Annotated in this window: 23 protein-coding genes; 10 read left to right on the forward strand and 13 right to left on the reverse strand. The window is 70.7% G+C overall.

Annotation, left to right across the window (positions count from 1 at the left end):
- Window positions 1-80 precede the first annotated feature (80 nt).
- The gene (purL, locus tag ACO2Q3_RS01670) at window positions 81-2282 is read left to right on the forward strand and encodes a phosphoribosylformylglycinamidine synthase subunit PurL (protein ID WP_423304640.1); all 2202 of its coding nucleotides are present in this window, start codon (window positions 81-83) and stop codon (window positions 2280-2282) included.
- A gap of 25 nt (window positions 2283-2307) precedes the next feature.
- Here the strand turns inward: purL and ACO2Q3_RS01675 are convergent, their stop codons facing one another.
- Window positions 2308-2961 carry a hypothetical protein gene (locus ACO2Q3_RS01675; protein ID WP_423304641.1) on the reverse strand — a complete coding sequence of 218 codons (654 nt, stop codon included), beginning with the start codon at window positions 2959-2961 and terminating at the stop codon, window positions 2308-2310.
- Between the two features lie 77 nt (window positions 2962-3038).
- Window positions 3039-3662, reverse strand: a complete 624-nt coding sequence (locus ACO2Q3_RS01680) for a hypothetical protein (RefSeq protein ID WP_423304642.1) — start codon at window positions 3660-3662, stop codon at window positions 3039-3041.
- A 298-nt stretch (window positions 3663-3960) separates the two neighbouring features.
- Between ACO2Q3_RS01680 and ACO2Q3_RS01685 the strand changes: the two genes are divergently transcribed.
- The 5 genes from ACO2Q3_RS01685 to ACO2Q3_RS01705 all read left to right on the forward strand — a co-directional run bounded on the left by ACO2Q3_RS01685 (window position 3961) and on the right by ACO2Q3_RS01705 (window position 7642).
- Entirely contained in the window at window positions 3961-5601 is a 1641-nt protein-coding gene (locus tag ACO2Q3_RS01685) for a carboxylesterase/lipase family protein (protein ID WP_423304643.1), read from the forward strand.
- 87 nt (window positions 5602-5688) lie between these two features.
- Window positions 5689-5925 carry a BolA/IbaG family iron-sulfur metabolism protein gene (locus ACO2Q3_RS01690; RefSeq protein ID WP_423304644.1) on the forward strand — a complete coding sequence of 79 codons (237 nt, stop codon included), beginning with the start codon at window positions 5689-5691 and terminating at the stop codon, window positions 5923-5925.
- Between the two features lie 4 nt (window positions 5926-5929).
- The gene (locus tag ACO2Q3_RS01695) at window positions 5930-6832 is read left to right on the forward strand and encodes an aldo/keto reductase (RefSeq protein WP_423304645.1); all 903 of its coding nucleotides are present in this window, start codon (window positions 5930-5932) and stop codon (window positions 6830-6832) included.
- A 43-nt stretch (window positions 6833-6875) separates the two neighbouring features.
- Window positions 6876-7223, forward strand: coding sequence for a Grx4 family monothiol glutaredoxin (gene grxD, locus ACO2Q3_RS01700; RefSeq protein WP_423304647.1), 348 nt, complete (start codon window positions 6876-6878; stop codon window positions 7221-7223).
- The gene (locus ACO2Q3_RS01705) at window positions 7220-7642 is read left to right on the forward strand and encodes an acyl-CoA thioesterase (RefSeq protein WP_423304648.1); all 423 of its coding nucleotides are present in this window, start codon (window positions 7220-7222) and stop codon (window positions 7640-7642) included. The genes grxD and ACO2Q3_RS01705 overlap by 4 nt, the downstream gene beginning before the upstream one ends.
- Before the next feature lie 258 nt (window positions 7643-7900).
- On the opposite strand, the gene ACO2Q3_RS01710 is transcribed toward ACO2Q3_RS01705, so the two are convergent.
- From ACO2Q3_RS01710 to ACO2Q3_RS01720, 3 genes are read right to left on the reverse strand one after another with little or no spacing between them, the layout of a single operon-like run.
- A complete protein-coding gene (locus ACO2Q3_RS01710; RefSeq protein ID WP_423304649.1) occupies window positions 7901-8311 on the reverse strand; it encodes a GtrA family protein in 411 nt (136 codons plus the stop codon).
- Window positions 8308-9039: a class I SAM-dependent methyltransferase gene (locus ACO2Q3_RS01715; RefSeq protein ID WP_423304651.1), complete on the reverse strand. Its 732-nt coding sequence runs from the start codon at window positions 9037-9039 to the stop codon at window positions 8308-8310. The genes ACO2Q3_RS01710 and ACO2Q3_RS01715 overlap by 4 nt, the downstream gene beginning before the upstream one ends.
- On the reverse strand, window positions 9040-10041 hold the full coding sequence (locus ACO2Q3_RS01720) for a glycosyltransferase family 2 protein (RefSeq protein WP_423304652.1): 1002 nt from the start codon (window positions 10039-10041) through the stop codon (window positions 9040-9042). It lies immediately after the preceding gene.
- 194 nt (window positions 10042-10235) lie between these two features.
- On the opposite strand from ACO2Q3_RS01720, the gene ACO2Q3_RS01725 reads away from it, so the two are divergent.
- The gene (locus ACO2Q3_RS01725; protein ID WP_423304653.1) at window positions 10236-11363 is read left to right on the forward strand and encodes a glycosyltransferase family 87 protein; all 1128 of its coding nucleotides are present in this window, start codon (window positions 10236-10238) and stop codon (window positions 11361-11363) included.
- A gap of 12 nt (window positions 11364-11375) precedes the next feature.
- Here the strand turns inward: ACO2Q3_RS01725 and rpsD are convergent, their stop codons facing one another.
- On the reverse strand, window positions 11376-11993 hold the full coding sequence (rpsD, locus tag ACO2Q3_RS01730) for a 30S ribosomal protein S4 (RefSeq protein WP_423304655.1): 618 nt from the start codon (window positions 11991-11993) through the stop codon (window positions 11376-11378).
- 255 nt (window positions 11994-12248) lie between these two features.
- On the opposite strand from rpsD, the gene ACO2Q3_RS01735 reads away from it, so the two are divergent.
- Entirely contained in the window at window positions 12249-13535 is a 1287-nt protein-coding gene (locus ACO2Q3_RS01735) for a cation:proton antiporter (protein ID WP_423304657.1), read from the forward strand.
- On the opposite strand, the gene ACO2Q3_RS01740 is transcribed toward ACO2Q3_RS01735, so the two are convergent.
- The 3 genes from ACO2Q3_RS01740 to ACO2Q3_RS01750 form a co-directional block, all read right to left on the reverse strand.
- A complete protein-coding gene (locus tag ACO2Q3_RS01740) occupies window positions 13522-15303 on the reverse strand; it encodes an ATP-binding protein (protein WP_423304658.1) in 1782 nt (593 codons plus the stop codon). The two genes, ACO2Q3_RS01735 and ACO2Q3_RS01740, sit on opposite strands and share 14 nt — an antisense overlap.
- A 65-nt stretch (window positions 15304-15368) precedes the next feature.
- Window positions 15369-16796, reverse strand: a complete 1428-nt coding sequence (locus ACO2Q3_RS01745; protein ID WP_423304659.1) for a DUF1254 domain-containing protein — start codon at window positions 16794-16796, stop codon at window positions 15369-15371.
- Window positions 16797-16941: 145 nt separating this feature from the next.
- A complete protein-coding gene (locus ACO2Q3_RS01750; protein WP_423304660.1) occupies window positions 16942-17736 on the reverse strand; it encodes an RNA methyltransferase in 795 nt (264 codons plus the stop codon).
- A 75-nt stretch (window positions 17737-17811) separates the two neighbouring features.
- Here ACO2Q3_RS01750 and ACO2Q3_RS01755 point away from each other — a divergent pair, with 75 nt between their 5' ends.
- A complete protein-coding gene (locus tag ACO2Q3_RS01755; RefSeq protein ID WP_423304661.1) occupies window positions 17812-18840 on the forward strand; it encodes a serine hydrolase in 1029 nt (342 codons plus the stop codon).
- Between the two features lie 134 nt (window positions 18841-18974).
- The gene (locus tag ACO2Q3_RS01760; RefSeq protein ID WP_423304662.1) at window positions 18975-20189 is read left to right on the forward strand and encodes an NADP-dependent isocitrate dehydrogenase; all 1215 of its coding nucleotides are present in this window, start codon (window positions 18975-18977) and stop codon (window positions 20187-20189) included.
- Window positions 20190-20384: 195 nt separating this feature from the next.
- Here ACO2Q3_RS01760 and ACO2Q3_RS01765 read toward each other — a convergent pair whose 3' ends face one another.
- The 4 genes from ACO2Q3_RS01765 to ACO2Q3_RS01780 form a co-directional block, all read right to left on the reverse strand.
- Window positions 20385-21143, reverse strand: coding sequence for a hypothetical protein (locus ACO2Q3_RS01765; protein WP_423304663.1), 759 nt, complete (start codon window positions 21141-21143; stop codon window positions 20385-20387).
- A gap of 103 nt (window positions 21144-21246) precedes the next feature.
- Window positions 21247-21798 carry a DUF1579 domain-containing protein gene (locus tag ACO2Q3_RS01770; RefSeq protein ID WP_423304664.1) on the reverse strand — a complete coding sequence of 184 codons (552 nt, stop codon included), beginning with the start codon at window positions 21796-21798 and terminating at the stop codon, window positions 21247-21249.
- A 121-nt stretch (window positions 21799-21919) separates the two neighbouring features.
- Window positions 21920-23761, reverse strand: a complete 1842-nt coding sequence (locus ACO2Q3_RS01775; RefSeq protein WP_423304665.1) for a DUF885 domain-containing protein — start codon at window positions 23759-23761, stop codon at window positions 21920-21922.
- A gap of 285 nt (window positions 23762-24046) precedes the next feature.
- Window positions 24047-24952 carry a phosphotransferase enzyme family protein gene (locus tag ACO2Q3_RS01780; RefSeq protein ID WP_423304667.1) on the reverse strand — a complete coding sequence of 302 codons (906 nt, stop codon included), beginning with the start codon at window positions 24950-24952 and terminating at the stop codon, window positions 24047-24049.
- Window positions 24953-24971 lie beyond the last annotated feature (19 nt).

Here is a 24971-nt window from a genome sequence, read left to right on the forward strand (position 1 = left end):
CGCGCCTGTTCCAAGCGAAGCCGGGGCCCGGACGGCCCTGCCCTATCGCCTCCGCCCGCGAACCCCGCTATTAGCCCGCCATGAGCGCCTCCCAGCCCAAGACCATGGCCGAAACGGCCCGCGAGTTCGGCCTCAAGGCCGAGGAATACGACGTCATCCTGCGCCGGCTGAACCGCGAGCCGAACCTGGTGGAACTGGGCGTGTTCTCGGTGATGTGGTCCGAGCACTGCTCCTACAAGTCCAGCCGCAAGCACCTGGCCAAGTTCCCCACCAAGGGACCGCGGGTGATCCAGGGCCCGGGCGAGAATGCCGGGGTGGTGGACATCGGCGACGGAGACGCCTGCGTCTTCAAGATGGAAAGCCACAACCATCCCAGCTTCATCGAGCCCTACCAGGGCGCGGCGACCGGCGTGGGCGGCATCATGCGCGACGTCTTCACCATGGGCGCGCGGCCGGTGGCGCTGCTGAACGCCCTGCGCTTCGGCGACGTCGAGCATCCGAAGACGCGGCGGCTGGTGGCCGGCGTGGTTGCCGGCATCGGCGGCTACGGCAACTGCGTGGGCGTGCCCACCGTGGCCGGCGAGACCAACTTCCACCGCGGCTACGACGGCAACATCCTGGTCAACGCCATGTGCGTGGGCCTGGCCGACGCCGACAAGATCTTCTACTCGGCCGCGCCGGGGCCGAACCTGCCGGTGGTCTACTTCGGCTCCAAGACCGGCCGCGACGGCATCCACGGCGCGACCATGGCGTCGGCCGAGTTCGACGAGGACTCCGAGGAGAAGCGCCCCACCGTGCAGGTCGGCGACCCCTTCGCCGAGAAGCTGCTGATCGAGGCCACCCTGGAGCTGATGGCCTCCGGCGCGGTCGAGGCGATCCAGGACATGGGCGCGGCCGGCCTGACCTCATCCTCCGTGGAGATGGCCGGCAAGGGCGGCGTCGGCATCGAGCTCGACCTGGACGCCGTGCCGCAGCGCGAAGAGGGCATGAGCGCCTATGAGATGATGCTGTCGGAGAGCCAGGAGCGGATGCTGGCGATCCTCAAGCCCGGCCGCGAGGCCGACGGCCATCGCATCTTCGAGAAATGGGGCCTGGACGCCGCCGTGATCGGCCGCACCACCGACACCGGCCACATCGTGCTGAAGCACAAGGGTAAGGTGGTCTGCGACCTGCCGCTGGCGCCGCTGTCCGACGATGCGCCGCTGTACGACCGGCCCTGGGTGCAGCCGGCGCTGCAGCCGCGCCTGGATCCGGCCACCATCCCGGCGCCGACCGACTGGGAAGCGACGATCCTGAAGCTGATCGCCTGCCCGGACGTCGCCTCCAAGCGCTGGCTCTGGGAACAGTACGATCGCCACGTGATGGCCGACACCCTGGAGGACTCGTCCACCGGGGCCGACGCCGGCATCGTGCGCGTGCACGGCTCGCGCAAGGCGCTGGCGGTGACCTCGGACTGCACCCCGCGCTATGTGCAGAACGACCCCTACGAGGGCGGCAAGCAGGCCGTGGCCGAGGCCTGGCGCAACCTCACCGCCGTCGGCGCCGAGCCGATCGCCATCACCGACAACCTGAACTTCGGCAATCCCGAGCGGCCCGAGATCATGGGCCAGATCGTGCGCGCCATCGACGGCATGGCCGAGGCCTGCCGCGCCCTGGACTTCCCCGTCGTGAGCGGCAACGTCAGCCTCTACAACGAGACCAATGGCGCGGCGATCCCACCAACCCCCACGGTCGGCGCGGTGGGCCTGCTGGCCGACTATGCCCAGCGGTCCGACTTCTCCGGGGCCAAGGCCGGCCAGGTCCTCCTGCTGGTGGGCGTCAGCCGCGGCGAACTGGGGGCCAGCCTCTATCTGCGCGAATGCCTGGGCCGGGAGGACGGCGCCCCGCCGCCGGTGGACCTGGCGGCCGAGCGGCGCAACGGCGACTTCGTGCGCGACCTGATCAAGGCCGGTCGGATCGGCGCCGTCCACGACCTGTCGGACGGCGGCCTGGCCATCGCGGCGGCGGAGATGGCTCTGGCCTCCGGCGTCGGCCTGACCCTGAACGTGACCAGCGCGGCGCACGCCCATCCGCTGCTGCTCGGCGAAGACCAGGGGCGCTACCTGGTCGCGACGTCAGAGCCCGAGGCGGTGATCGCCGCCGCGCTCGCGTCCGGCGTTCCCCTGGCCGAGGTGGGCGTGGCCGGCGGCGAGGCGTTCGCCTCGACAGGCCTGTTCAGCATCCCCCTCGCCCGCCTGCGTCAGGTCAACGAAGCCTGGATGCCCGCATACATGGGCGGCTGATTTCCGGGGCAGCTGGCCGGAGCGCCTATTCCTCGCTGACCGGCGCGCCGGGCGGCGGGCGGTCGCCCGGGCCGGGGGCGCGGGCCCAGTGGGCGGTCATCTCCTTCTCGCGCCAGGCCTCGCTGGCCTTGGCGGCGCCCCGCAGGGCGTCCACCGAGCTGGTGGTGCACAGTGCGTCGCCCTTCTTCATCTCGATGCCCGGCAGCGGATGGCGCGTGCCCAGCTGGAAGGCGACCTCGGGCTTGGCGTTCGGCTTGGGCGGCGGTGGCGGCGGACCGCACTGCACCGGCCAGTAGCTGAAGGCGATGACCTTGCCGCCCGGCCCGACCTTCAGCGGCCGCACGGCGGCATAGCCGAACAGGGTCGTGTTCTGCCCGCTCTTCACGTCGCCGGCGCCGCTGGAAAGATTCATCTGGAAGCGGACCTGGGCGATGCGCGGATCGCCGCCGGCGATCACCAGGGGCTGGCGCTTCCAGGTCAGCTTGCCGTCCTTGCGCGAGACGCCCAGCGCCATGCCGCCCTCGTAGACCATGCCGCCGGCGCAGTCGGGCCAGCTGTCCATGGGGCGGGTCTCGTCGAAGGTGCAGTCGGGATCGCGCATCACCCAGACGCCGGGCCGCAGCGGCGGGGCGCCCGCCTCGTCGGCGGCGGTGAACAGCGGGGTCTTGGTGACGACCACGTTGCAGGCCGCCAGCAGGCCCAGGGGCAGGATCGAAACGGCCGCCAGGATGCGGCGCAGGCCCTGCGATGTCGCGGTCAGGACGGCGCGCCCGGTGCGATCCAGGCCACCCGGCTGAGGGCGGCGTGATCTTCCAGCGTCTCGCGGGCGGCGGCGCGGACGCTGTCCGGGGGGGCGGTGTCGCAGCCGTTGAGGTTGGGTCGCAGCGAGATGGCGCCCAGGATCGGCGCCGGGCAGGCGAAGGCGGCGCCGGTGGCGCCCACCATGCGGCCCTGCTCGTCCCGGGTCACCTCGGTGAGGGCCAGGAACATGTAGCCGTCCTTCTGGGTGCCGACCTGGGCGATCACCGGATCGCCCGCGGCCAGCCGGTAGTCGGCGCGGTAGCTGCGGTCTGGCGCCTTGCCGCTGCGCTCGAACTTGGAGGTCACCACCACGGCGGTCTCACGGCTGATCCAGAAGGGCGAGGCGCACTTGGGCCAGGCGTGGAAATTCGTCAGGCTAGGCTTGGGACAGCCGGGATCGAGGATTGCCCACAGCCCCTCGGCCGGCTTGGGCGCAGGCGGCGTCGGCGACGGCGCGGGCACCTGGGCGAGGGTCGCGGACGCCGAGGCCGGGCGTTTCCAGAACGCAAGATGGCTCTGCACCGCGCTGCACGCGGTCAGACCCATGGCCAAGGCGAGGATGAGGATTCGTCGAGTCAAACGCCAGACCCCTCCAGCAACATCAACATATCGCCTCTCGCACGAATTTGCATCCCAGATTATGCGTCACGCTTGTTTTTGACCGCCCATTACGGGTGATTGCCGGAACTCAGGGACGAGGGGCGGCCCGCGCAATTGCGGCGCCTGGGCGCCGAACTCTGTTTGTCTTCACCGCCGCCTCCACGATTTCGCCGCAACCTCGCGAAGACAGGCCGGCCGATGCAGATTTACCGCGACTCCCCACCCCTGAAAGTCCTAGTCTCAGACGAAAAATGACACCGGTTACCGGGAGGATGCCATGACTGCCGCGCCCCCTCTTCCACCAGGTCGCAGCGCCGCCCGGGGCGACGCCAATCCCAGCCGCCGCGCGGTGGCGATGGGAACACCCCTGGCGATCGGCTTCGCCGCGGCCGGCGGCGCGGCCTTCGCCGATCCTGGCGCGCCGGTGGCCGTCACCGGCCAGGGCCGCGTGAGCGGCGGCGTCGACCAGGGCGTCCTGGTGTTCAAAGGCATCCCCTACGGCGCCGACACCACCGGGCGGAGGTTCCTGCCGCCGCAGCCGCCGGCGCCCTGGGAGGGCGTCAGGCCGACGCTGGGCTTCGGCCCGGCCTCGCCCCAGACCAGTGCGCCCGGCCCGATGTCCGAGGACTGCCTCTGCCTGAACGTCTGGACACCGGCGCTGGCGGACGGCGGACGCCGGCCGGTGATGGTCTATATCCACGGCGGCGCGCATGCGCACGGCTCCGGGTCGGACCCGACCTACGACGGCGTGGCCCTGGTCCGGCGCGGCGACGTGGTGGTGGTGACCCTGAACCATCGGCTGAACGCGTTCGGCTATCTGTATCTGGCGCGGCTGGGCGGGGCGGACCTGGCGGCGTCCGGCAATGTCGGCGGGCTGGACCTCGTGCTCGCGCTGCAATGGGTGCGGAGCAACATCGCCGCGTTCGGCGGCGATCCGGGCCGGGTGATGGTGTTCGGCCAGTCGGGCGGCGGCGACAAGGTCGGCACGCTGATGGGCGCGCCGGCCGCCGACGGCCTGTTCCACCGCGCGGCGACCATGAGCGGCCAGGCGATCACCGCCTCGGGCCCGATCCACGCCACTCAGCGCGCCCGCGCGATCCTCGCCGCCCTCGGCCTGAAGCCGGACCAGGTCGACGCCCTGCGCACCCTCCCCGCCGACCGGCTGCTCGCGGCCACCGAGAGCGTCGATCCGGTGCTGCGCAAGGGCCCGATCTTCTTCGGCCCGGTGCTCGACCAGGTCGTGCTGCCGCGCCATCCGTTCTATCCAGACGCCGCGCCACGCTCGGCCGCGATCCCGATGATCGTCGGCAACACCCACGACGAGACCCGCGGCCTGCTGCACGACCCGCGCAACTTCGCCCTGACCTGGGACGATCTGCCGGCCAGGCTGGAAGCCGACATGCTCTCGGACCTCAGCCCGGAGTACGTGGTCGCCCGCTATCGCCAGCTCTACCCGGCCTACGGCCCCAGCGACGTGTTCTTCGCCGCCACCACGGCCGGCCGGTCCATGCGTGGCCACCTGATCGTGGCCGAGCAGCGCGCGCGCCAGGCCGCCCTCACCGGGTCGGCGCCAACCTGGATGTATCAGCTGGACTTCCGGTCCCCCGCCGAGGGGGGCCGGCTCGGCGCCTTCCACACCCTCGACATCCCCCTGGTGTTCGGCAACCTGGACAAGCCCGGGGCGCTCACCGGGACCGCAAGCGACGCCCGCGCGGCGTCGGCGGCGATGAGCCGCGCCTTCATTTCCCTCGCCCGGCATGGCGACCCTGCCGCGGACGGAGGGCCGCCCTGGCCGCACTACGACCTTGCCCGCCGGGCCACGATGATCTTCGACGCGGTCTCCCGGGTGGCGGACGATCCGCGCGGCGAGGAACGGCGGCTCTTCGAGGCGGTTCCCTACATCAAGCCCGGCACCTGACCGACGGCGCGATCCCTGATCGCGCCTGGGTTTGGCAGCCTGTTAATCAATATGCGTCAGACACGTAATCCGAGCCGGAGCGCCTCCATGCCCATGCCTGCCGACCAATTGGAAGCCGAGCTGCGGGCGGCCTTCCCCGATGCCGACATCGACATCGAGGATCTGGCCGGCGACGGCGACCACTACAAGGCGCGCATCGCCTCCAGCGCCTTCGCGGGGCTCAGCCGCGTGCGCCAGCACCAGCTGGTCTACGCCGCCCTGAACGGCAAGGTGGGCGGCGAGCTCCACGCCCTGGCGCTCGAGACCACCCCGAAGGCCGGCTGAATCGATGCGCTACCGCCCGCTCGGCAAGACCGGCATGGCCGTCTCCACCCTCAGCCTGAGGCTGAACGGCGAGCGTTGCGGCGGCGATCCGGACGCCTGGCTGGCCTTCATCCACGCCGCCTTCGAGAACGGCGTCAACGCCTTCGAGGTGGTCCACCCGACGTCGGCGCTGCTGGAAGGCCTGGCCTATGCGGCCCGCTCGGTGGAGCGGCGGCTGATCTTCGTCGCCCTGCGCTTGTCGGACGGCCTGGGGCCGGACGAGATCGTCGCGCAGGTCGACCATGTGCTGCTGGCGACCGGGCTCGAAGCCCTCGACCTGGTGATCGTCGATGGCGACGGCGAACTGCACAACGAGAGCGTCTGGGCGCTGGAGGATCTGCGCTCGGCCTCGCGCGTGCTGCGGCTGGGCGTGGTGGTGGCCGGCGACGAGGGCATGCAGCACGTGCACGGCGGCGCCTTCGATGTGCTGCTGGCGCCCTTCAACCTGCTGTCGGGCTGGCGCGAGCGGCTGCGCGTGCGCACCGCCACCGACAAAGGCATGTCGGTGGTCGCGCTGGATCCCTACCCGGAGGAGGCCCGCGCCATCGCCGAGCCCAAGGCGGTCAAGCGGCGCTGGTTCTCCCGGCCGACCTACCCGCTCGCCGGCCTCGGATCGTACAACTTCCTGCACGACACCCACGGCTGGAAGGCCGAAGAGATCTGCCTGGGGTTCGCCCTGACCGAGACGGCCGTCGCCAGTGTGGTCGTCGAGGTCGACAGCCACAAGCACCTGGAGGCCCTGGCGGAGGTCACCGAGCGCGACCTGCCGGCCGCCGTCGCCGCACAGATCGAAATGGCCCGCTTCTCGGCCGAACGCGCCGCGGGAACCGAGCGGCGCACGCTTGACCGCAGGGCCCGGGCTTCTTAGCTCTAGGGCGACCAATTTTCTCCTTTCCCGAAAGAGGCTTGCCGTGAGCGACGCCGCCGTAGCCGCCGATCCCGTCCACGAGTTCATCGGCAAGACCATCGCCGAGCACCCGGTGGTGCTGTTCATGAAGGGCGTGCCGGACGAACCGCGCTGCGGCTTCTCCGCCGTCTCGGTGCAGGTGCTCGACCACCTGGGCGTCGACTTCGTCGGCGTCGACGTGCTGCAGAGCGACGACCTGCGCCAGGGCATCAAGAGCTTCTCGGACTGGCCGACCATCCCGCAGCTCTACGTCAAGGGCGAGTTCGTCGGCGGCGCCGACATCATCCGCGAGATGTTCCAGTCGGGCGAGCTGAAGACCCTGCTGGCCGACAAGGGCGTCCTGCAGGCTTGAGCGCCCCGGCGTTCGAACCGCCGCCTGGCCGGCAGGTCTTCGAAAAGCGCTTCACGCCCGTTCCCGCCGACATCGACGAGAACGGCCATGTGAACAACGTCGTCTACCTGGGCTGGGTGCAGACCATGGCCATCGCCCACTGGCAGGCGCGCCTGCCGGCCGAGGAGCAGGCGAAGTGGGCCTGGATCGTGCTGCGCCACGAGGTGGACTACCGCCGGCCGCTGCTGCCCGGCGAGACCGCCACGGCGCGCACCTGGGTGCACGACAAGACCCACGGCGCGAAGTTCGACCGCTTCGTCCGCATCGACGGCCCCGACGGCGCCATGTGCGCCCAGGCCCTGACCGTCTGGTGCCTGATCGATGCGGTCACCCGACGGCCCGCGCGCGTGCCGAAGGACATGGTCGGGGTGTTCCTGTAGGGCGCGCCCAAAGCGTGGGCGCCTCACCCCTCGCCCTACCCCACCGTCATCCTCGGGCGTCAGTCCCGAGGATCCATGAACACGACAGACGCAGTCGCGAGCGGCAGCGGAGCGTTTCCCGAACGGCGGCCGCCCCGTCGTGGCGCGCCCTTCGAAGCGCGCCACCCGCCGTGCCGTGTTCATGGATCCTCGGCACAAGGCCGAGGATGACGGTGAGAGTGTGGGAAGGCCGGAGCGGCTGGCCGCAGCCCGGCGCACTCAGGCCGGATCGGCCTCGCTGAACGGGCGCTGGAACGCCCACAGCTTGGACACCACGAACGAGACCACCGGCACCACCGTCAGGGCCGGGATCAGGGCGAACCGGTAGGGCCAGTGGGCCAGCACGGTGAAGACGTAGACGATGCTCTCGTTGAGGCCGAACATCGCCAGCGACACGGTCATGAACCGCGCGAACTGGCTCCAGTCGCGCGCCGAGCGGCCGAAGGTGGCCTTGGAGTTGCCGAAGTACGAGAAGGTGAAGGCGCTGGTGTAGCCGATCACGTTGGCTGTCAGCGCAGGCACCTTCAGCCAGCCGTTCACCGCCATGCCGACGCCGGCGTGAATGATGGTGGCGATGACGCCGATCACCAGGAAGCCGACGACTTCGCGCTTGAGGGACGGGCGATTCACGCCGGGCGCTCCGCGATCAGCAGGATCGAGACGCCGAACGGGAAGCTGCCGCCCCGCAGCCACAGCCGCTCGCCGGCGAACAGGCGCTGGAACAGGCCATTGACCGGCGCGCTGGGAAGGCTGTCCTCGTCCGCGCCTTTCAGCCCCAGCACCAGCTTGGCCAGCCGCACCAGGGCGATGGGCGCGAACAGGGCGGTGTTGAAGTAGCTGGCCTTGCGCACCGTCAGCCCGGCCTCGTCGAACAGACGGCGGTAGTCGCCCAGGCTGTAGCGGCGCTTGTGATGGTGCAGCACGTCATGCTGCGACCACATCCAGCGGTAGGCCGGCACGGTGGTGACCATGAAACCGCCCGGCTTCAGCAAGGCGCCCAGCGCCTTCACCGAGCCGGCGTCGTCGTCCACGTGCTCGATCACGTCCAGGGCGGCCACCAGGTCGAAGGCTCCGGGCTCGAAGGGAAGTCCGTCCGGCAGCAGCCCCTGCTCCACCGGCACGCCCGCCTTCTCGGCGGCGTAACCGCGGGCCTCGTCATCCGGTTCCACGGCGCGCACGTCGCCGAACTGGCCCAGCATGCCGAGGTTGCCGCCGGTGCCGCAGCCGACCTCCAGCACCTGGGCCTTCGCCGGCAGCCCCAGGCGGGAAATCTGGTCGGTCAGGATGTCGCGCCGGGCGCGGAACCACCAGTGGCGGTCTTCCAGACCCCGCATGCGATCATAGACCTGCCGATCCATTCAGTCCTCGAACCCGGCGCGGCGACTGACGATGTAGATCGGCCGGCCCTTCACTTCCTGATAAAGCCGGCCGACATACTCGCCCAGCACGCCGAAGGCCAGCATCTGCACGGCGAAGCCCAGCAGGATCACCACCATCAGCGACGCGTAGCCTGGCACCTCGCGGCCGACCACCATCACCCGGATCACCAGGCCGACGGCGGCGAAGAAGGCCAGCACCGCGGCGCTGAGGCCCAGCACCGACCACACCCGCAGCGGAACGGTGGAGAACGAGGTGATCCCGTCCAGGGCGAAGCGCAGCAGCTTCAGATAGCCGAACGAGGTGTTCCCGGCGGCGCGCGGCGGGCGCACATAGGGAACGCCCACCTGGCTGAAGCCCACCCAGGCGAACAGCCCCTTCATGAAGCGGTTGCGCTCCGGCAGGGTCTTCAGCGCCTCGACCACCCGCCGGTCCATCAGCCGGAAGTCGCCCGCACTCATCGGAATGGACAGGTCCGAGACCCGGTTGAACACCTTGTAGAAGGCGTTGGCGGTGAAGCGCTTGACGAAGCTGTCGCTGCTGCGGTCCACGCGCACGCCGTACACCACGTCGAAGCCGCGCTCCCACAGGCGCACGAACTCCTCGATCAGTTCCGGCGGATCCTGCAGGTCGGCGTCGATCGGCACCACCATGTCGCCGGTGGCCGCGTCGATGCCGGCGGTCATCGCCGCTTCCTTGCCGAAGTTGCGGGCCAGGCCGATGACCTTGATCCGCGGATCGCGGCGGGCCCAGTCCAGCAGGCGCGCCAGGGTGTCGTCGCGGCTGCCGTCGTCGATGCAGATCACCTCGGCCTCGACGCCCAGGTCCTCGATGGTCCTGCCGATTCGCCCGAAGAAGGCGTCCAGCACCTCGGTCTCGTTGTGCATCGGCGCGACAAGGCTGAGCTTCGCGCCGCGACGGTTGCGCGTGGCGGCGACGATCGGATCGGGCGCCGGATAGGCGGCGTCGCTGCTGGCGGGCATCCTCGCCTCTGGCCTTTGCACCGTGGTCTGCACCTTGTCGTCCCGAAGCGGCCGTGGCGATGGCGCCCAGTTAGTCCCGGCACGGTAAACAAATCCGTGCCTTAGGCCACGCGACGCCGTGAAGCATCGCGCCCCTTTCCTAGCGTCTGGAATGGGATATGGAAGTCCCGCCTTTCTTGCGGCCGGGAAATCTTATGAGTCTGTCCGACTGGCGCGCCATCGCCGCCACGCTGCTTGCCAGCCCGCGCGCGCGCCTGCTGACCCGGATAGCCATCACCCTGGCCGGCATGATCAGCGGCGCGGTCGTCGCCATCAACCACCACACCGCCGCCGACTTCGACGTGTTCTGGACCGCCGCCAGCCACTGGCAGACGCCCTACGACCACGCGATCATCGAGGTCATCAAGAAGAAGATGCACATCACCGGGTACTGGCCCTACGCCTACCCGCCGACCTTCATGCTGTTCCTCTGGCCGTTCGGCCAGCTGCCGATGGAGACCGCCTACGCGATCTGGACCAGCCTGAGCCTGGGCCTGTTCGCCCTGACCTGCACCTTCGTGATGCGGCCGATGCTGGCGGCGCTGCTGGTGGTCTGGACCCCGGCCGCCTCGTTCGCCATCGTCTCCGGCCAGTCGACCCTGCTGATGGGCTCGCTGATCCTGTCAGGCTTCAGCTTCCTGGAGAAGCGCCCGCTGCTGGCCGGGGTGCTGCTGGGCACGGCGGCGTGCATCAAGCCGCAGTTCATGGTGATGGCCCCGATCGTGCTGTGGGGACACTGGCGCACGGTGGGCGCGGCCATCGCCACCGGCGTGGTGCTGATCGCCGCCAGCATGGTGTTCGGCCCCGAGCACTGGCTGCAGTGGCCCAAGGAGGTGATGTTCTTCAACAAGATCATGGTCACCACCCATCGGGTGAACCCGTCGGCGGCGTTCAACGCGCTGTGGTGGTCGATCCCGATCGCCCTGTTCGGGATCTATTTCGCCTGGGCGAACCGCGACGTGGTGGGGCTGATCTGCGGCATGCTGTGCATCACGCCCTATGCCCACGACTACGACCTGGTGGCCCTGGCGCCGATCATGCTCACCTGGATGTTCAACCGCGACAAGGTCGGCTGGGACCACGCCATCCTCGGCGCGGTGTTCATGAGCGGCGTGCTCTCCAAGCCGCTGTACATGCTGGGCTTCCTCGTGGCCCTGGCGCTGGTGCGCTCGCCGATCTGGAAGCTGAAGGGCTTCGGGACCAACGACGGCCCGCCCAAAGAAAAGAGGGTGCTGATCCCTCAGCACCCCCTGATCCGATACGTCATCGTCCCGGGGGCCTAGCCCCCGCGGAGATCAGGACGAATAGAATTCGACCACCAAGTTCGGTTCCATCTTCACCGGGTACGGCACTTCCGCCAGTTCCGGGGTGCGGATGTACTTGGCCGACATCGCCTTGGGATCGACCTCGATGTAGTCGGGAATGTCACGCTCGACCAGCTGCAGGGCTTCCAGCACCAGGGCCATGTTGCGCGAACGCTCGCGCACCTGCACCACGTCGCCGGCCTTCACGCGGTAGGAGGCGATGTTCACCCGCTTGCCGTTGACCATCACGTGGCCGTGGTTGACGAACTGGCGGGCGGCGAACACGGTCGGCACGAACTTGGCGCGGTAGACGATGGCGTCCAGGCGCGATTCCAGCAGCGCGATCAGGTTCTCGGAGGTGTTGCCCTTGCGGCGGGCGGCCTCGGTGTAGGTGCGGCTGAACTGCTTCTCGGTCAGGTTGCCGTAGTAGCCCTTCAGCTTCTGCTTGGCCCGCAGCTGCAGGCCGAAGTCGGAGACCTTGGACTTGCGGCGCTGGCCGTGCTGGCCGGGGCCGTAGGAACGCTGATTGATCGGGGACTTCGGGCGACCCCAGATGTTCTCGCCCATCCGCCGGTCGATCTTGTACTTCGCCGAGTGGCGCTTAGACATGCGTATTCACTTCCATCTTCGACACGGCCCGGCCCCTCCCCTGATGGAGGCGCGATCTCAACGGCGGTCCACGCGTCACCCGTCATGTATCTTCGCGCCGATCCGGTCGTCCCGGCGGCGTGAAGGGGCGGCTTATGACGGCGGAGGGCGGCAAAGTCAATCGCCTGGCCCCGCGGCGCCGGTTTCGCTTTTCGCCCCAACCGCGGCGTGCGACCAAGGCGCCGACAGTTTCCTCGCAGGGCCCGGCGCGCGTCCATGCATTTCGACGTCTTCCAGACCGCCGCGGTGGTGATCGTCGCCGCCGCCGCCGCCGGCTACCTGAACCACCTGACGGTGAAGCTGCCGCAGACCATCGCCCTGACGCTGACGGGGGCGGTCGCGGCCCTGGTCGTGGCGCTGATCGACCAGCTGATCCCGGAGGCGCGCCTGGGCCTGTCGATCCGCGGCTTCATGGACGGCATCGACTTCAAGACGGCGCTGCTGAACGTGATGCTGTCGTTCCTGCTGTTCGCCGGAGCGCTGCACATCGACCTGGGCGAGCTGCGGCGCGGCGCCTGGGCCATCGCCGAGCTCTCGACGGTGGGCGTGGTGCTGTCGACGGCGATCATCGCGGTGGGCGTGGGCGTCATCGGCGGCTGGGTGGGGGTGGAGATCCCGCTGGCCTGGCGCCTGGTGTTCGGGGCCCTGATCAGCCCCACCGATCCGGTGGCGGTGATCGCCCTGCTGCAGCCGTCCGCCGCGCCAAAGCTGCTGAAGACCACCGTGGCGGCCGAGAGCCTGTTCAACGACGGCGTCGGCGTGGTGCTGTTCAGCATCCTGCTGGGCATGGCGCTGAACCCGATCCCCGCCGCCCCCTCGGCCCGCCTGGCGCAGGGCATGCTGCTGTTCGCGCGCGAGGCCGGCGGCGGCGTGCTGCTGGGGCTGCTGATCGCCGCCATCGGCTATGGCGCCATGCGCTCGATCGAGGACTATGCGACCGAGGCGCTGATCACCATCGCCATCGTCATGGGCGGCTATGCGGTCGCCGAGCCGCTGGGCGTCTCCGGGCCGGTGGCCATGGCCGTGGCGGGCCTGATCATCGGCAATGTCGCGGCGCGCACGGCGATGAGCGAGGCCACGCGCGACCACCTGATGAAGTTCTGGGACCTGGTCGACCATATCCTGAACGCCGCCCTGTTCCTGCTGATCGGCCTGCAGGGCCTGCCGCTGTTCGGCGCGCCGCGGCTGTTCATCCTGGGGGCGGCCTGCGTGCCGCTGGTGCTGGGCGCGCGCGCCCTGTCGGTGGCCCCGACCCTGGCGGCCCGGCGCAAGCTGCTGAACTTCCGGCAGGCGTTTCCACTGCTGACCTGGGGCGGCCTCCGCGGCGGCATCGGCATCGCCATGGCGCTCGCCCTGCCCGCCGGCCCGACCCGCGACGTGATCGTGGCGGCGACCTATGTGGTGGTGATGTTCTCGGTGATCGTGCAGGGCGCGACAGTGGGCCGGCTGATCCGCGCCATCGCCCCGCCGCAGCCGGACGCGGCCGGTCCTACGCCGCCGTAGCGCCGGCCTGCGGCATGGTCTCGCCCTCGAGCGCCGCCTCCAGGGCCTGGAACAGCTTGCCCGCCTCCAGCGGCTTGGCCACGTGACCATCCATGCCCGCGGCCAGGCAGTCGCGGATCTGGTGGGCCATGGCGTTGGCGGTCAGGGCGACGATCGGCGTCCGCGGCCGGCCAGAGGCGGCCTCCGCCGCGCGGATCCGGCGGGTGGCCTCCAGGCCATCCATCTCCGGCATCTGCATGTCCATCAGGATCACGTCCCAGTCGCCGCCCCGCCAGGCGTCCAGGGCCGCCACACCGGTCTCCACCACCACCGGCTCCACGCCGATCTGGTGCAGCAAGGTCTTCAGCACCAGCTGGTTGACGCTGTTGTCCTCCGCCGCCAGCACGCGCACCGCCAGCCGCTGCGACGGCTCGGGCGCGGTGTCCGGGCGGGCCTGGGGCTCGGCGGCCTCGGCCAGCCGCGGCAGCGGCAGGCTGACGACGAAGATCGCGCCCTGGCCCGGGGTGCTGTCGGCCGTCACCGTCCCGCCCATCAGGGCGCTCAGCTCACGGCAGATCGCCAGACCCAGCCCGGTGCCGCCGTACTTGCGGGTGGTCGAGGCGTCGGCCTGGGTGAAGCGGTCGAACAGGCTGGCCAGGTGATCCGGCGCAATGCCGGGGCCGGTGTCGGCGACGCTAATGCGCAGGGCGCCGTCCGGCCGGCTGACGGTCACCCGCACCTCGCCCTGGTCGGTGAACTTCAGGGCGTTGGAGATCAGGTTGTAGAGGATCTGCCGCACCCGGGTCGGATCGCCCTGGTAGGTCCCCAGCGCCTCCGGCTCGATCGTCAGGGCGAACGACAGACCCTTCTTGTTGGCCAGGGCGGTGAAGGCCGAATGGGCGCCGCGGGCCAGGTCGCTGAGGTCGAAGGCGATGGCCTCCAGCTCGAAGCGGCCGGCCTCGATCTTCGAGAGGTCCAGCACGTCGTTGAGGATCGCCAGCAGCGCCTCGCCCGACTGGCGCACCACGTCCAGCCGCTCGCGCTGCACGGGGGCCAGCTCGTCGGCCGCCATCGCCTGGGCCATGCCCAGCACGCCGTTCAGCGGCGTGCGGATCTCGTGGCTCATGATCGCCAGGAAGCTCGACTTGGCGGCGTTGGCCGCCTCCGCCGCGACCCCGCGCGACTGGGCTTCGGCGCGGGCCGCGCGCAGGGCGGTGCGCGAGGCGGCAAGCTGCTCTCGCGCCACGCGGAAGAAGTAATACAGCAGCGCCAGCGACATGATCACCGTCAGCGACTGCCACGGCCGGTGGACGCGCCAGACCATGGCCACCACATTGCCGGCGCCCACCGCGACGCCCAGCAGATAGGGCGCGGCGACGACCAGGAAGGTCTTCGGCCGCGAATAGTACTGCAGCAGCACATAGAGCAGCGAGCTGGTGATCTGGCAGATGGCGAACACGCGCGCCGCGCCCAGCCCGGTCAGCCAGAAGGCCGTCGCGCAGGCGGCGTAGAGCACGCCGGTGACCACCGCCATGGCGCTGGGCAGCACCAGCACGCCCCGCCAGGCGCGGGCCGCGGCGCTGGCGCGCAGCCAGCGGCTGATCAGCAGTTCGGCGACGCCAAGCATCGCCACGGTAACGAACCAGGCCAACGGCAACCAGGCGGGCATCACCGGCAGGGCGGCCAGCACCGTCGCCAGGGCGATGACCATGCGCGCGGGCAGGTTCCTGGCCGAAGCCGCGAACAGGCCGATCGCGGCCTCCACCTCGGCCGCGCGTGGTCGAACCACGTCGGACATTCCCTCAAAGCCCTCGCAACCCCAGCGTTGCATAACGCCGAGATGTGACCAGCCGGTTAGCGCTTGCGCCGCCTCGGTGCGGGCGCAGGCGGCGGGGCCGGCTTTGCGACGGCGGGCGCGGCAGGTGCGGCGTCCAAATCCTCGAGCGCCGGCAGGCGCCAGGCGCCGCGCACCAGCGCCGGCTTCGGCAGATAGGCCCGGAACGTCAGGGCGAAAGGCCCCTGGGCCGGGGCCGGCAGCCAGTTGGCGCGGCGACCTTCGCCAGGGTCCGTGCGCTGGATGTAGATGTCGATCCCGCCATCGGCGTTGCGCGCCAGGCCCGGCGTGCGATCGCCGAGACTGTAGCGGTTGATCGGGTTGTCGGTGAGGAACAGTTGCCCCTGGTCCGTCGCCTCGTACATCGTCAGCGACCAGAAGCCGTCGACCGGCACGTCGGCGGGCAGGCGCAACCGCAAGCGCCCGTCCCGGAAGATCGGGCCGCCCCCGGGGGCGATGGCGCGCAGATACATGGCCTCGGCCGGCGGCAGCGCCGCCAGCCCGCCCAGCGCCACCGCCGCGCGCAGGTCGTAGTCCTGGCCGAAGTCGCCGAGGTCGGCAGGCGGATAGGACCAGCCGTCCGCCACCAGCTGGCGCCCGCGCGGCTCCAGCAGCGCCTGGCGCGCCTCGGCCACGCCCTGTTCCACCTGCCCCATCTCGCTGTCGGCGAAGCGCGCCCGCTCGAAGCCCCCGGTCATGCCCAGCTGCAGCGGGGCGATGCGACGGAAGAAGGCGGTGTCGGTCACCGGCGGCGGGTTCTCCTCCAGCAGGGTCTGGGCCCACAGGAAGTAGTCGTTCCAGGCGGCGCTGCGCCCCACGCTCTGGTCCGGCATGCGCCCCGGCCGCGCCTTGATCGCCAGGCCATCCTGCACGGCGTGCGCCGCCGGCAGGTCGGCCTCGCCGTCGACAAGGGTGCGGGCCAGGGCCCAGACCCAGGGGGTCGGCGAGCGGATCGCGCCCGGCGGCGCGGGGTCGCGCGGCCCGGCGATGATGAAGCTTCCGCCCTCCCCGCCCGTGGTGCGGGCGCCCAGCACCGCGAAGTTGTTGCTGAACATGTCCATCAGGGCGACGGAGAAATAGCGCGCGCCGGTGAACGGCAGGGTCAGGCGCACAGGCCCGGCCGCCAGGTCGATCCAGGCGCTGGAATAGAGGGTGTCGTTGTTGGGCGTCGTCACCGTGCGCGTGGCCGGGCCGGCAAGGTCGCGCATGGAGACGAAGCCGTTGACCCGGGCCTTCATGCCCGTGGGATCGGGCCCCAGCATGCGGCTGCGGGTGGTGGCCATCTCCACCAGCGGCAGGCAGTAGAGCCAGGCCTGCCGGGCCGCCGTCTTCAGGTCCCAGGGGGCCACCAGATCGTCCAGCGCCGACGCCCGCGCCTGCCGAGCCAACAGGACGCCCGACAGGGCCGCCAAGGCGCCGCCCGTGGTCAACAGCCGCCGCCGATCCATGCACCGCTCCTACGCAACCGGCCCGGATATTCCGAAGCCTCGCGGCGAAGGCAAGGCGCCGCGGATCGCATCGGCTCCAAGCCGGATCACGAATGGTCGAGATTTCAGCGTGATGTCCGCGGCGTAACCGCGACGCGGGCGCCGGCTAGCGTTCGGGCGCCTCTTGCTTGCCCTGTTCGGCGGCGCGCCGTTCGGCCAGCTTGGCCAGCACGCGTCCGCGCCCCTTGGCCAGGGCGGTGACCACGCCGCGAAGGGTGCGCACCTCCTGTTCCGACAGCTGCGCACGGCCGAAGGCGACGCGCAGGTTGCGCACCATCGAGGCCTTCTTCTCCGCCGGATGGAAGAAGCCGGCCGCCTCCAGCTCGCCCTCCAGCTGCTCGTAGAAGCCCAGCACGACCGCCTGGACCGCCGGCGGCGCGCCTTCGCGGAACTTCGGCGGCGGGGCGTCCGATTCGGTCAGCCGCCATTCGTAGGCGTTGATCGCCACGGCCTGGGCGAGGTTGAGGGAGTGGAACTTCGGATCGATCGGTATGGTGACGATGCCGTGGGTCTGGGCGATGTCCGCCGTCTCCAGCCCCGCCCGCTCGCCGCCGAACAGCAGCCCCACCGCCTGGCCTTCGTCCACCGCGCCGCGCAGCCGCCCCGCCGCCTCGCGCGGGGTCAGCACCGGCAGCGCGGTCTCGCGCGGACGGGCGGTGGTGGCCAGCACCAGCTGCAGGTCGGCGATCGCCTCGTCTAGGGTCTGGCAGATGCGGGCGTTGTCGAGCGGCCAGTTGGCGCCCGAGGCGCTGGCCCAGGCGCGGTCCTGGGGCCAGCCGTCGCGCGGCCGCACCAGGCGCAGGTCGGCCAGGCCGAAATTTCCCATCACCCGCGCCACGGCCCCTATATTTTCGGCAAGCTGAGGCTCATTGAGGATCACGACGGGCGGCGCGGCGTTCATGCCTTGGCCATAGGCCCGCCCCGGTTGCCTGCGCAACCCACATCGACCGCCACCCGAGGGGGAGTTCCGTCCGGCATGTCGCCAGACCGTCGTCATCTGTTGCTGGGCTTCGCGGCCGCCCTCTCGGCGTGCCACCATCCCGTCCTGGGCCCGGCCCGCTTCGATCCCAAGGTGCTGGACAAGGATGCGCCGGCTCTGATCGCGCGGGCGCGGCCCGCCGCCTTCGCCATCGGGGTGATGGAACTGAAGACCCAGAAGGTGTGGTACGCCAACGGCGAGGCGCCCTTCCCGCTCGGCGGCCTCGCCGCCCTGCCCATCGCCGCCGCCCTGCTGTCTCTGGCGGACGAGCACAAGCTGGCGCTGACCGACAAGCTGACGGTGCGCAAGGCCGACCTGGCGCCGCCGCCCAGCGTCATCGATCAGTCCTGGCGTTCGATGCCGGCGAACTTCGCCATGAACATCACCGTCCAGGACCTGCTGACCCTGGCGCTGCAGTATGGCGACTCCACCGCCAGCGACGTGCTTCTGGGCCGCGCCGGCGGTCCCGGGGCGGTGAACGCGTGGCTGCACGACAAGGGGCTGACGGGCCTGCGGGTGGATCGCTACGCCCGCGAGACCGGCGTGCAGATGTCCGGCCTGCCGTCGTTCCGGCCGGAATGGCGCGCCGCGCCCCTGTTCGAGCAGGCGCTTCGCGCCGTGCCCGTAAACGACCGGCAGAAGGCCATGGAAGCCTATGTCGCCGATCCGCAGGACACCGCTTCGGCGCAGGCGCTGATCGGCCTGATCTACCGCCTCTGGAACGGCGACCTGCTGTCGCGCGCCTCCAGCGACCTGATTCTGCGGCTGATGGCGCCGGCGCTGGGCGCGGTGGGGCCGTTGGGTGTCGCCTGGCCGAAGGGCGCTGCCTGGGCGCACAAGGCCGCCGACCCGCGCAGCGACCTCGGCTACACGCCGATCCAGGGCGACGCCGGCCTGCTGACGCTGAAGGACGGCCGCCGCTTCGCCGTCACGGCGCTGCTGGCGGGGTCCACCGCCTCGGAGACCCAGCGCGCGCAGCTGTTCGCTGACACCGGTCGCCTGATGGCCAGGGCCATCGGAGTCTGAGGCTTCACCGATGACGTCGCGGCGGCTTTCCCGCCGCCGATTTAGCCTCTATAGCCCTGGCCAAACGCAGGCTTCCGGCGCCCAGCCGGTGCGCCCTCCCCATACGCCCGCTCAATACGGAGCCGCCCCGAAACATGGCCAAGATCAAGGTCGCAAATCCGGTCGCCGATCTCGACGGCGACGAGATGACCCGCATCATCTGGAAGCTGATCAAAGACAAGCTGATCCTGCCCTTCCTCGACATCCAGCTCGACTACTACGACCTGGGCATGGAGCATCGCGACGCCACCGACGACAAGGTCACGGTTGATGCGGCCGAGGCGATCAAGAAGTGGGGCGTGGGCGTCAAGTGCGCCACGATCACCCCGGACGAAGCCCGGGTGAAGGAATTCAATCTCAAGAAGATGTGGAAGTCCCCCAACGGGACCATCCGCAACATCCTCGGCGGCGTGGTGTTCCGCGAGCCGATCATCTGCAAGAACGTGCCGCGCCTGATCCCCGGCTGGACGCAGCCGATCATCGTCGGCCGCCACGCCTTCGGCGACCAGTACCGCGCCACCGACTTCCTGATCCCCGGTCCCGGCAAGATGACCATCAAGTGGGAGGGCAATGACGGCCAGAAGATCGAGCACGAGGTGTTCGACTATCCGGGCTCCGGCGTCGCCATGGCCATGTACAACCTCGATGAGTCGATCGAGGAGTTCGCGCGCGCCAGCCTGACCTACGGCCTGAACCGCAAGTACCCGGTCTATCTGTCGACCAAGAACACCATCCTCAAGGCCTATGACGGGCGCTTCAAGGACATCTTCCAGCGCATCTTCGAGGAAGAGTTCGCCGACCAGTTCAAGGCGGCATCGATCACCTACGAACACCGCCTGATCGACGACATGGTGGCCAGCGCCCTGAAGTGGTCCGGCGGCTTCGTCTGGGCGACCAAGAACTACGACGGCGACGTGCAGTCGGACGAGATCGCCCAGGGCTTCGGCTCGCTGGGCCTGATGACCTCGGTGCTGATGACCCCCGACGGCAAGACGGTGGAAGCCGAGGCCGCCCACGGCACCGTCACCCGCCACTACCGCCAGCACCAGCGCGGCGAGAGCACCTCGACCAACTCGATCGCCTCGATCTTCGCCTGGACCCGCGGCCTGAAGCACCGCGCCAAGCTCGACGACAACGCCGAGCTCGACCGCTTCGCCGAGACCCTGGAAAAGGTCTGCGTCGATACCGTCGAGGCCGGCTTCATGACCAAGGACCTGGCGCTGCTGGTCGGCGACCACCAGGGCTGGCTGACGACCGAAGGCTTCCTCGACAAGGTCGCCGAGAACCTGGACAAGGCGCTGGGGGCGTAAGGGCGCGCGCCCCCAACTCTTTCATCCCGGAAGACGCGTCAGCGGCTATCCGGGACCGCCGGAAATGCTGATCCATCCACCTCGGCTGCGAGCTCAACGCTTGCCGCGGTCCCGGATATTCGCTGGGCGAATTCCGGGATGACAGGGGTTAGCGGCGCCGCCGCCATCATCCGCCGGCGCCGCCGCGGCTCAGCTCTAGCGCGCTGGCAGCGGCCCTTCCCAGACGCCGGCGTTCGGGGTCCTCGCGTCGGTCGCTACCAGCCGCAGCGTCAGCCGCCCGCGCGGCGCGGCGGGGCCGATCGCCGGCGCGAGCCCGGTGAACTCTCCGGCGCTCCCGGCGTAGGCCAGCGGCGTGCGCGAAACCACCTGCTCGCCGCGCAGCACGAAGGCCTCGACCGTATAGCCGCCGGCGTCCCACAGGCCGCCCGGCTCGATGGGACAGCCGCACATCGGCGAGACCTTGGCGTCCACCCGCAGCCCCGCCGCTTCCGCGCGGACCCGCGGCGGCTCGACCACCAGGCCCGGGAAGCTCAACACCCAGCCATCGCCGGTGACGTCGCGGCCAGGAATCACCCACAGGCTGGAGCTCACCTCGATCTGAGACCCCGGTCGGCCGATCGGTCCGGTGGCCTCGGCCCGGACCAGGGTCGGACGGTCGAGGTCGAGCACGGCGTCGAACCCCGCGGTCGAGCCGTCCGCCAGATGATCGCCGCGCGCGACCGGCGTCTTCATGATCCGCGTGGTGTCCCCCGTGCCGCCGCGGGTCAGGCCCCGGGCCAGCACCCGACCCGTGCGGGCGTCGCGCAGGACGATCCGCACGCCGCCGACGTGGTCGCCGATGAACTTGGCGTCCAGAGCCTGGGCGCGCACCATCACGTGGGTCGGCTGGGCGGCGGCGACGCCCCCTCCGGCCAGGGCGGCGGCGAGCCCGAGGGCCAGGATGGCGGACTTCATGCGGCGACCTCGTGAGCGGCGACTGACGGCGAAGGCCTGTCATCGGGAGGCGCGATCATCCGGTCAAGCGGGATGATCCCATCGCTCGGCCCCGCCCCGAGGGTCAGACCCGGGTGAAGTCCATCACCCAGTTGGTTTCCCAGGCATGGCCGTCCTGCGAGAAGGCCTGCTGCCAGCGCGGACCGCCGGCGGGGCCGGCCTTGGACCAGCGGAAGCGCACCAGGATGAAGCGGCCGTCGTCGATGTCCTCGCCGCGGAACTCCCCCTCGTCGCCCTCGAAGCCGCCGTGCACCGGCGGCTGCAGCCGCCCGTCGCGGCTGGAGATCCAGTAGATCGACCAGCGCGCCATCGCCGGGTCGAACAGGCGCACGGCCATGCCGGCATGGTCGTCGAACACGATCTCCTCGACGTTCGACAGCCCGCCCAGGCGCGGCTCGCAGCGTGAGCGGGATTCGAAGCGCTCCCACTCCGGGCGCCGGGTCCAACGGACCTTGAGCCTGCGATTGGCCACCCGCCAGTCACCCATCAGGAAGTCGAAGTCGGTCGCCGCGCCCGACGGCGGATCCAGCTGCACGCCGGACCGCGGCAGCGGCGGGTCTGGCTTCCAGCCCGCCTCCGGCCGGAAGCCGCGCACTCTGTGGGGCGCCTCGCCCATGGCGATTCTCCTTGCCGCGCCCGCCTGGCGAGCGCCGTAAGGCCGGCTTACGCCCCCATCCTGCCGGGTTGCGGCAGTTGTCGCGCCGTGTCAGCAGCGCTGAAACGCCTCAGGCTGTCCCTCAGGCGGATTTGGCGTGGGCGATGTAGCGATCGATCACCCCGTCCATCAGCTGCAGTGGGACCCCGCCGCACAGCACCACGGCGTCGTTGAAGTCGCGCAGGTCGAACCGCGCGCCCAGCGCCGCCTTGGCCCGGTCGCGCTGGCGGTTCAGCTCGCTGTGGCCGACCTTGTAGCCGCAGGCCTGGCCGGGCGTGGAGATGTAGCGGTCGATCTCGCTCTGCGCCTCGGGCCGACCGTAGCCGGTGTGCTCGCGCAGCCAGGCGATCGCCTGTTCGCGGGTCCAGCGTTTGGCGTGCATGCCGGTGTCGACCACCAGCCGGCTGGCCCGGAACTGCTGGGCCTGCAGGTAGCCGATGCGGCCGAACGGATCGTCGTCGTAGAGGCCCATCTCGTCGGCCAGCTGCTCGGCATACAGCGCCCAGCCCTCCACATAGGCGTTGAAGCCCCAGAAGCTGTCGATCAGCGGGAACAGGTGGCGCTCGGTGATGTAGGCGCCCTGCCAGACGTGGCCGGGGATGGTCTCGTGATAGGTCAGGGTGGGCAGCTTCCAGCGCGGCCACATCGCCGTGTCCTTGAGGTTGATATAGTAGATCGCCGGCCGCGACCCATCCATCGATCCGCCGTTCATGTAGCCCAGCCCCTGCCCGGCCTCGATGTCCGGCGGCACGCGCTTGACCACCACATCGGCGCGGTTGGTGGTGCGGAACGCCCGCGGCAGCAGCGGCCGGACGGCGGCGATGCGGCCGTTGAGATAGTCCAGGATCTGCGCCCGCCCCTGGTCGTCGTCGGCGAACACAAAGCGCGGATCGTGCGCCAGGGCGGTCACCCGCTCGCCGACGCCGCCCTGGGTCAGGCCCTGCGCCTTCAGCAGCCCATCCATGCGCGCGGTGATCTCGGCCACCTGGTCCAGGCCCATCTGGTGCACCTGGTCGGCGGTCATCGCGGTGCTGGTCCCCACCTTCAGCAGCCAGGCGTAGTAGGCCTCCCCGTCCGGCAGGCGCCACACTCCGGCCTCGTCGCCGGCCTTGTCGCACAGGGCGGTCAGGGTCTCGATCTGCCGCTGCAGCGCCGGATAGACGCGCTCGTCCGTCAGGCGTGCGGCGCGGCCGGCCCAGTCGCCGGCCAGGCTGGCGGCGGCGGCCTTGCGGCCAAGCGCGGTGCTCAGCCGCGAGCGGACCGCCGGGGTCGCGCGGAAGGCGGTCATCTGGCCCAGCGCCGTGTCCAGGATGAACCGCGGCGGCGCCACGCCCAGGCCGGCGTCGCGGCGCACCCGCTCGGTCTCCTGGTCGAGCGCCGCGCCCAGCGCCTCCAGCCGCGCCAGCCACGCCTCGGCGTCCTCCGCGCTCGACACGCCGTGCTGGGCGTCCAGCATCTCCGGCACGGCGGCGAACGCCCCGGTCTGCTGGCTGACCAGGTACGGGCCGGCGTTCTCGTTCATCGCCGAGGCCAGGGTGTTGTCGCCATAGACGAACCGCGCCCCGTCGACGCCCAGGCGGTGGGCATAGAGCGCGACATCGCGGTTCAGCCGCGCCTGTTCGCCCAGGCCGGCAACGTCGAAGGCCTCCAGCGCCTTGAGGCGGCCTTTCGTCTCGGCGGCCAGCCGCCCGGCCCCGGCGATCGACCGGTCCGCCAGCCGTCGCTTCAGGCCCGCGCGCGCGCCCTGGTCCAGGCCGAGGCTGGTGGCCGTCTCGGGGCTTTCCGCCAGCATCTGCTCGACGAAGCCGGCGAACAGGGCGTCCAGCCTGGGATCGCCGGCGGAGGTCTGCGCCCGCGCGCCCAGGGCGGGCGCCAGGCCGGCGGCGGCCGAGGCGAGCAGGAAGTGACGGCGGGACAGGGACATGACGCGGACTCCAGCAGGGGACGATCCGCCTACGCCGCCGCCCACCGCGGGGCAAGTCCTCGCGGCATGGCCAGGCTTTTCGAGCTTTTTTGGCCCCCCCCTTCATGGGGAGGGAAGATCGCCCACCCTCCCCTTCATGGGGAGGGAAGATCGCGAAGCGATCAGGGTGGGGAAGTGAGACGGCGTGCGCCGGCCGACGAGACTGGCCTGTGAAGCCGAAACTGACCCCCACCCTGCCCGCTGCGCGGGCTGTCCCTCCCCACAAGGGGGAGGGCGAACAGTGGCTCAGCCCTGATACGGCCGGGTCTTGCGCAGTTGCTCCAGATGCCAGGCGAGGTCGGCGGGTCGGGCACGGTCGTCACGCCGCCAGGCCTGCAGCATCCGCCAGAGCCCGAACAGCAGCGAGCCGGTCCACAGGGCGTCCAGCGCCGCAAGCTGCGCCGCGGGCAGCGGACGGCGCGCGCAATAGCCCTCCACCACGGCGTCGTGATAGCCGCGGCGGCTCATCGCCAGGTCGGCGGCGGCGACGTCCAGGTGGGCCATCTCGAAGTCGATCAGGCCGGCCAGGCTGCCGCCGCGGCGGATGATGTTCCAGGGCGCGAAGTCGCCGTGCACAGCGATCTGCGGCGCGCCGGCGAAGCGGCTGGGCAGGTCACGGGCCGCGTAGGCCGCCAGCGCCGCCTCGATCGGCCCGGCCGCCTGCGGCGCCGCATGCCGCAAATCCTTCAGCAGGCCCTCGCGGTCGACGTCGCCTCCCGCCACCGGCTGGCCGGCGTCGGTGAAGTCGCTCCAGCCGGGCCGCTGCGCCCTTGGTGGCAGACGTTCCGAAAGGGCGTGCAGGTCGGCCAGCTGGCCGCCCAGGGCGCGATAGTCGTCCGTGGAAACGCCGGACTGAGGTCCCCGGCGGCCCTCGATATGTCGCATCAGCAGCCATAGGCCATCGCCGATCCGCCGGGGCGGCTCCAGCGCCTCCGGCGCCGGGCAGCCGGCGCCGCGCAGGTCGCTGACCAGTTCTTGTTCCCAGGCCGCGGAGGCGTCCGCCTGCGGTCCGTCGGCGAAGCGGCGCAGCACGAACACCGCGCCGCCCGCGCGCACCCGCCAGTGGATGTTCGCCCGCCCGCTGATCCGCCGCACGCTCGTCGGCGCGAGGCCGAAGGCGCCCAGGACCTGGCGTGGGCCGGTGCGGCGCACCCGCGCCCGTCGGCGTCCG

It is taken from the genome of Caulobacter sp. KR2-114 (assembly GCF_049446115.1).
Taxonomy (GTDB): Bacteria; Pseudomonadota; Alphaproteobacteria; order Caulobacterales; family Caulobacteraceae; genus Acaudatibacter.

Bases quoted from the DNA above. Each gene is read 5' to 3' on its own strand.
- ACO2Q3_RS01745 (WP_423304659.1), bottom strand. From the start codon at position 16,796: ATGGATCGGCGGCGGCTGTTGACCACGGGCGGCGCCTTGGCGGCCCTG.
- rpsD (WP_423304655.1), bottom strand. From the start codon at position 11,993: ATGTCTAAGCGCCACTCGGCGAAGTACAAGATCGACCGGCGGATGGGC.
- ACO2Q3_RS01765 (WP_423304663.1), bottom strand. From the start codon at position 21,143: ATGAAGTCCGCCATCCTGGCCCTCGGGCTCGCCGCCGCCCTGGCCGGA.
- ACO2Q3_RS01690 (WP_423304644.1), top strand. From the start codon at position 5,689: ATGCCCATGCCTGCCGACCAATTGGAAGCCGAGCTGCGGGCGGCCTTC.
- ACO2Q3_RS01770 (WP_423304664.1), bottom strand. From the start codon at position 21,798: ATGGGCGAGGCGCCCCACAGAGTGCGCGGCTTCCGGCCGGAGGCGGGC.
- ACO2Q3_RS01760 (WP_423304662.1), top strand. From the start codon at position 18,975: ATGGCCAAGATCAAGGTCGCAAATCCGGTCGCCGATCTCGACGGCGAC.
- ACO2Q3_RS01715 (WP_423304651.1), bottom strand. From the start codon at position 9,039: ATGGATCGGCAGGTCTATGATCGCATGCGGGGTCTGGAAGACCGCCAC.
- ACO2Q3_RS01735 (WP_423304657.1), top strand. From the start codon at position 12,249: ATGCATTTCGACGTCTTCCAGACCGCCGCGGTGGTGATCGTCGCCGCC.
- ACO2Q3_RS01755 (WP_423304661.1), top strand. From the start codon at position 17,812: ATGTCGCCAGACCGTCGTCATCTGTTGCTGGGCTTCGCGGCCGCCCTC.
- ACO2Q3_RS01750 (WP_423304660.1), bottom strand. From the start codon at position 17,736: ATGAACGCCGCGCCGCCCGTCGTGATCCTCAATGAGCCTCAGCTTGCC.
- ACO2Q3_RS01725 (WP_423304653.1), top strand. From the start codon at position 10,236: ATGAGTCTGTCCGACTGGCGCGCCATCGCCGCCACGCTGCTTGCCAGC.
- ACO2Q3_RS01720 (WP_423304652.1), bottom strand. From the start codon at position 10,041: ATGCCCGCCAGCAGCGACGCCGCCTATCCGGCGCCCGATCCGATCGTC.
- ACO2Q3_RS01775 (WP_423304665.1), bottom strand. From the start codon at position 23,761: ATGTCCCTGTCCCGCCGTCACTTCCTGCTCGCCTCGGCCGCCGCCGGC.
- ACO2Q3_RS01695 (WP_423304645.1), top strand. From the start codon at position 5,930: ATGCGCTACCGCCCGCTCGGCAAGACCGGCATGGCCGTCTCCACCCTC.
- ACO2Q3_RS01685 (WP_423304643.1), top strand. From the start codon at position 3,961: ATGACTGCCGCGCCCCCTCTTCCACCAGGTCGCAGCGCCGCCCGGGGC.
- purL (WP_423304640.1), top strand. From the start codon at position 81: ATGAGCGCCTCCCAGCCCAAGACCATGGCCGAAACGGCCCGCGAGTTC.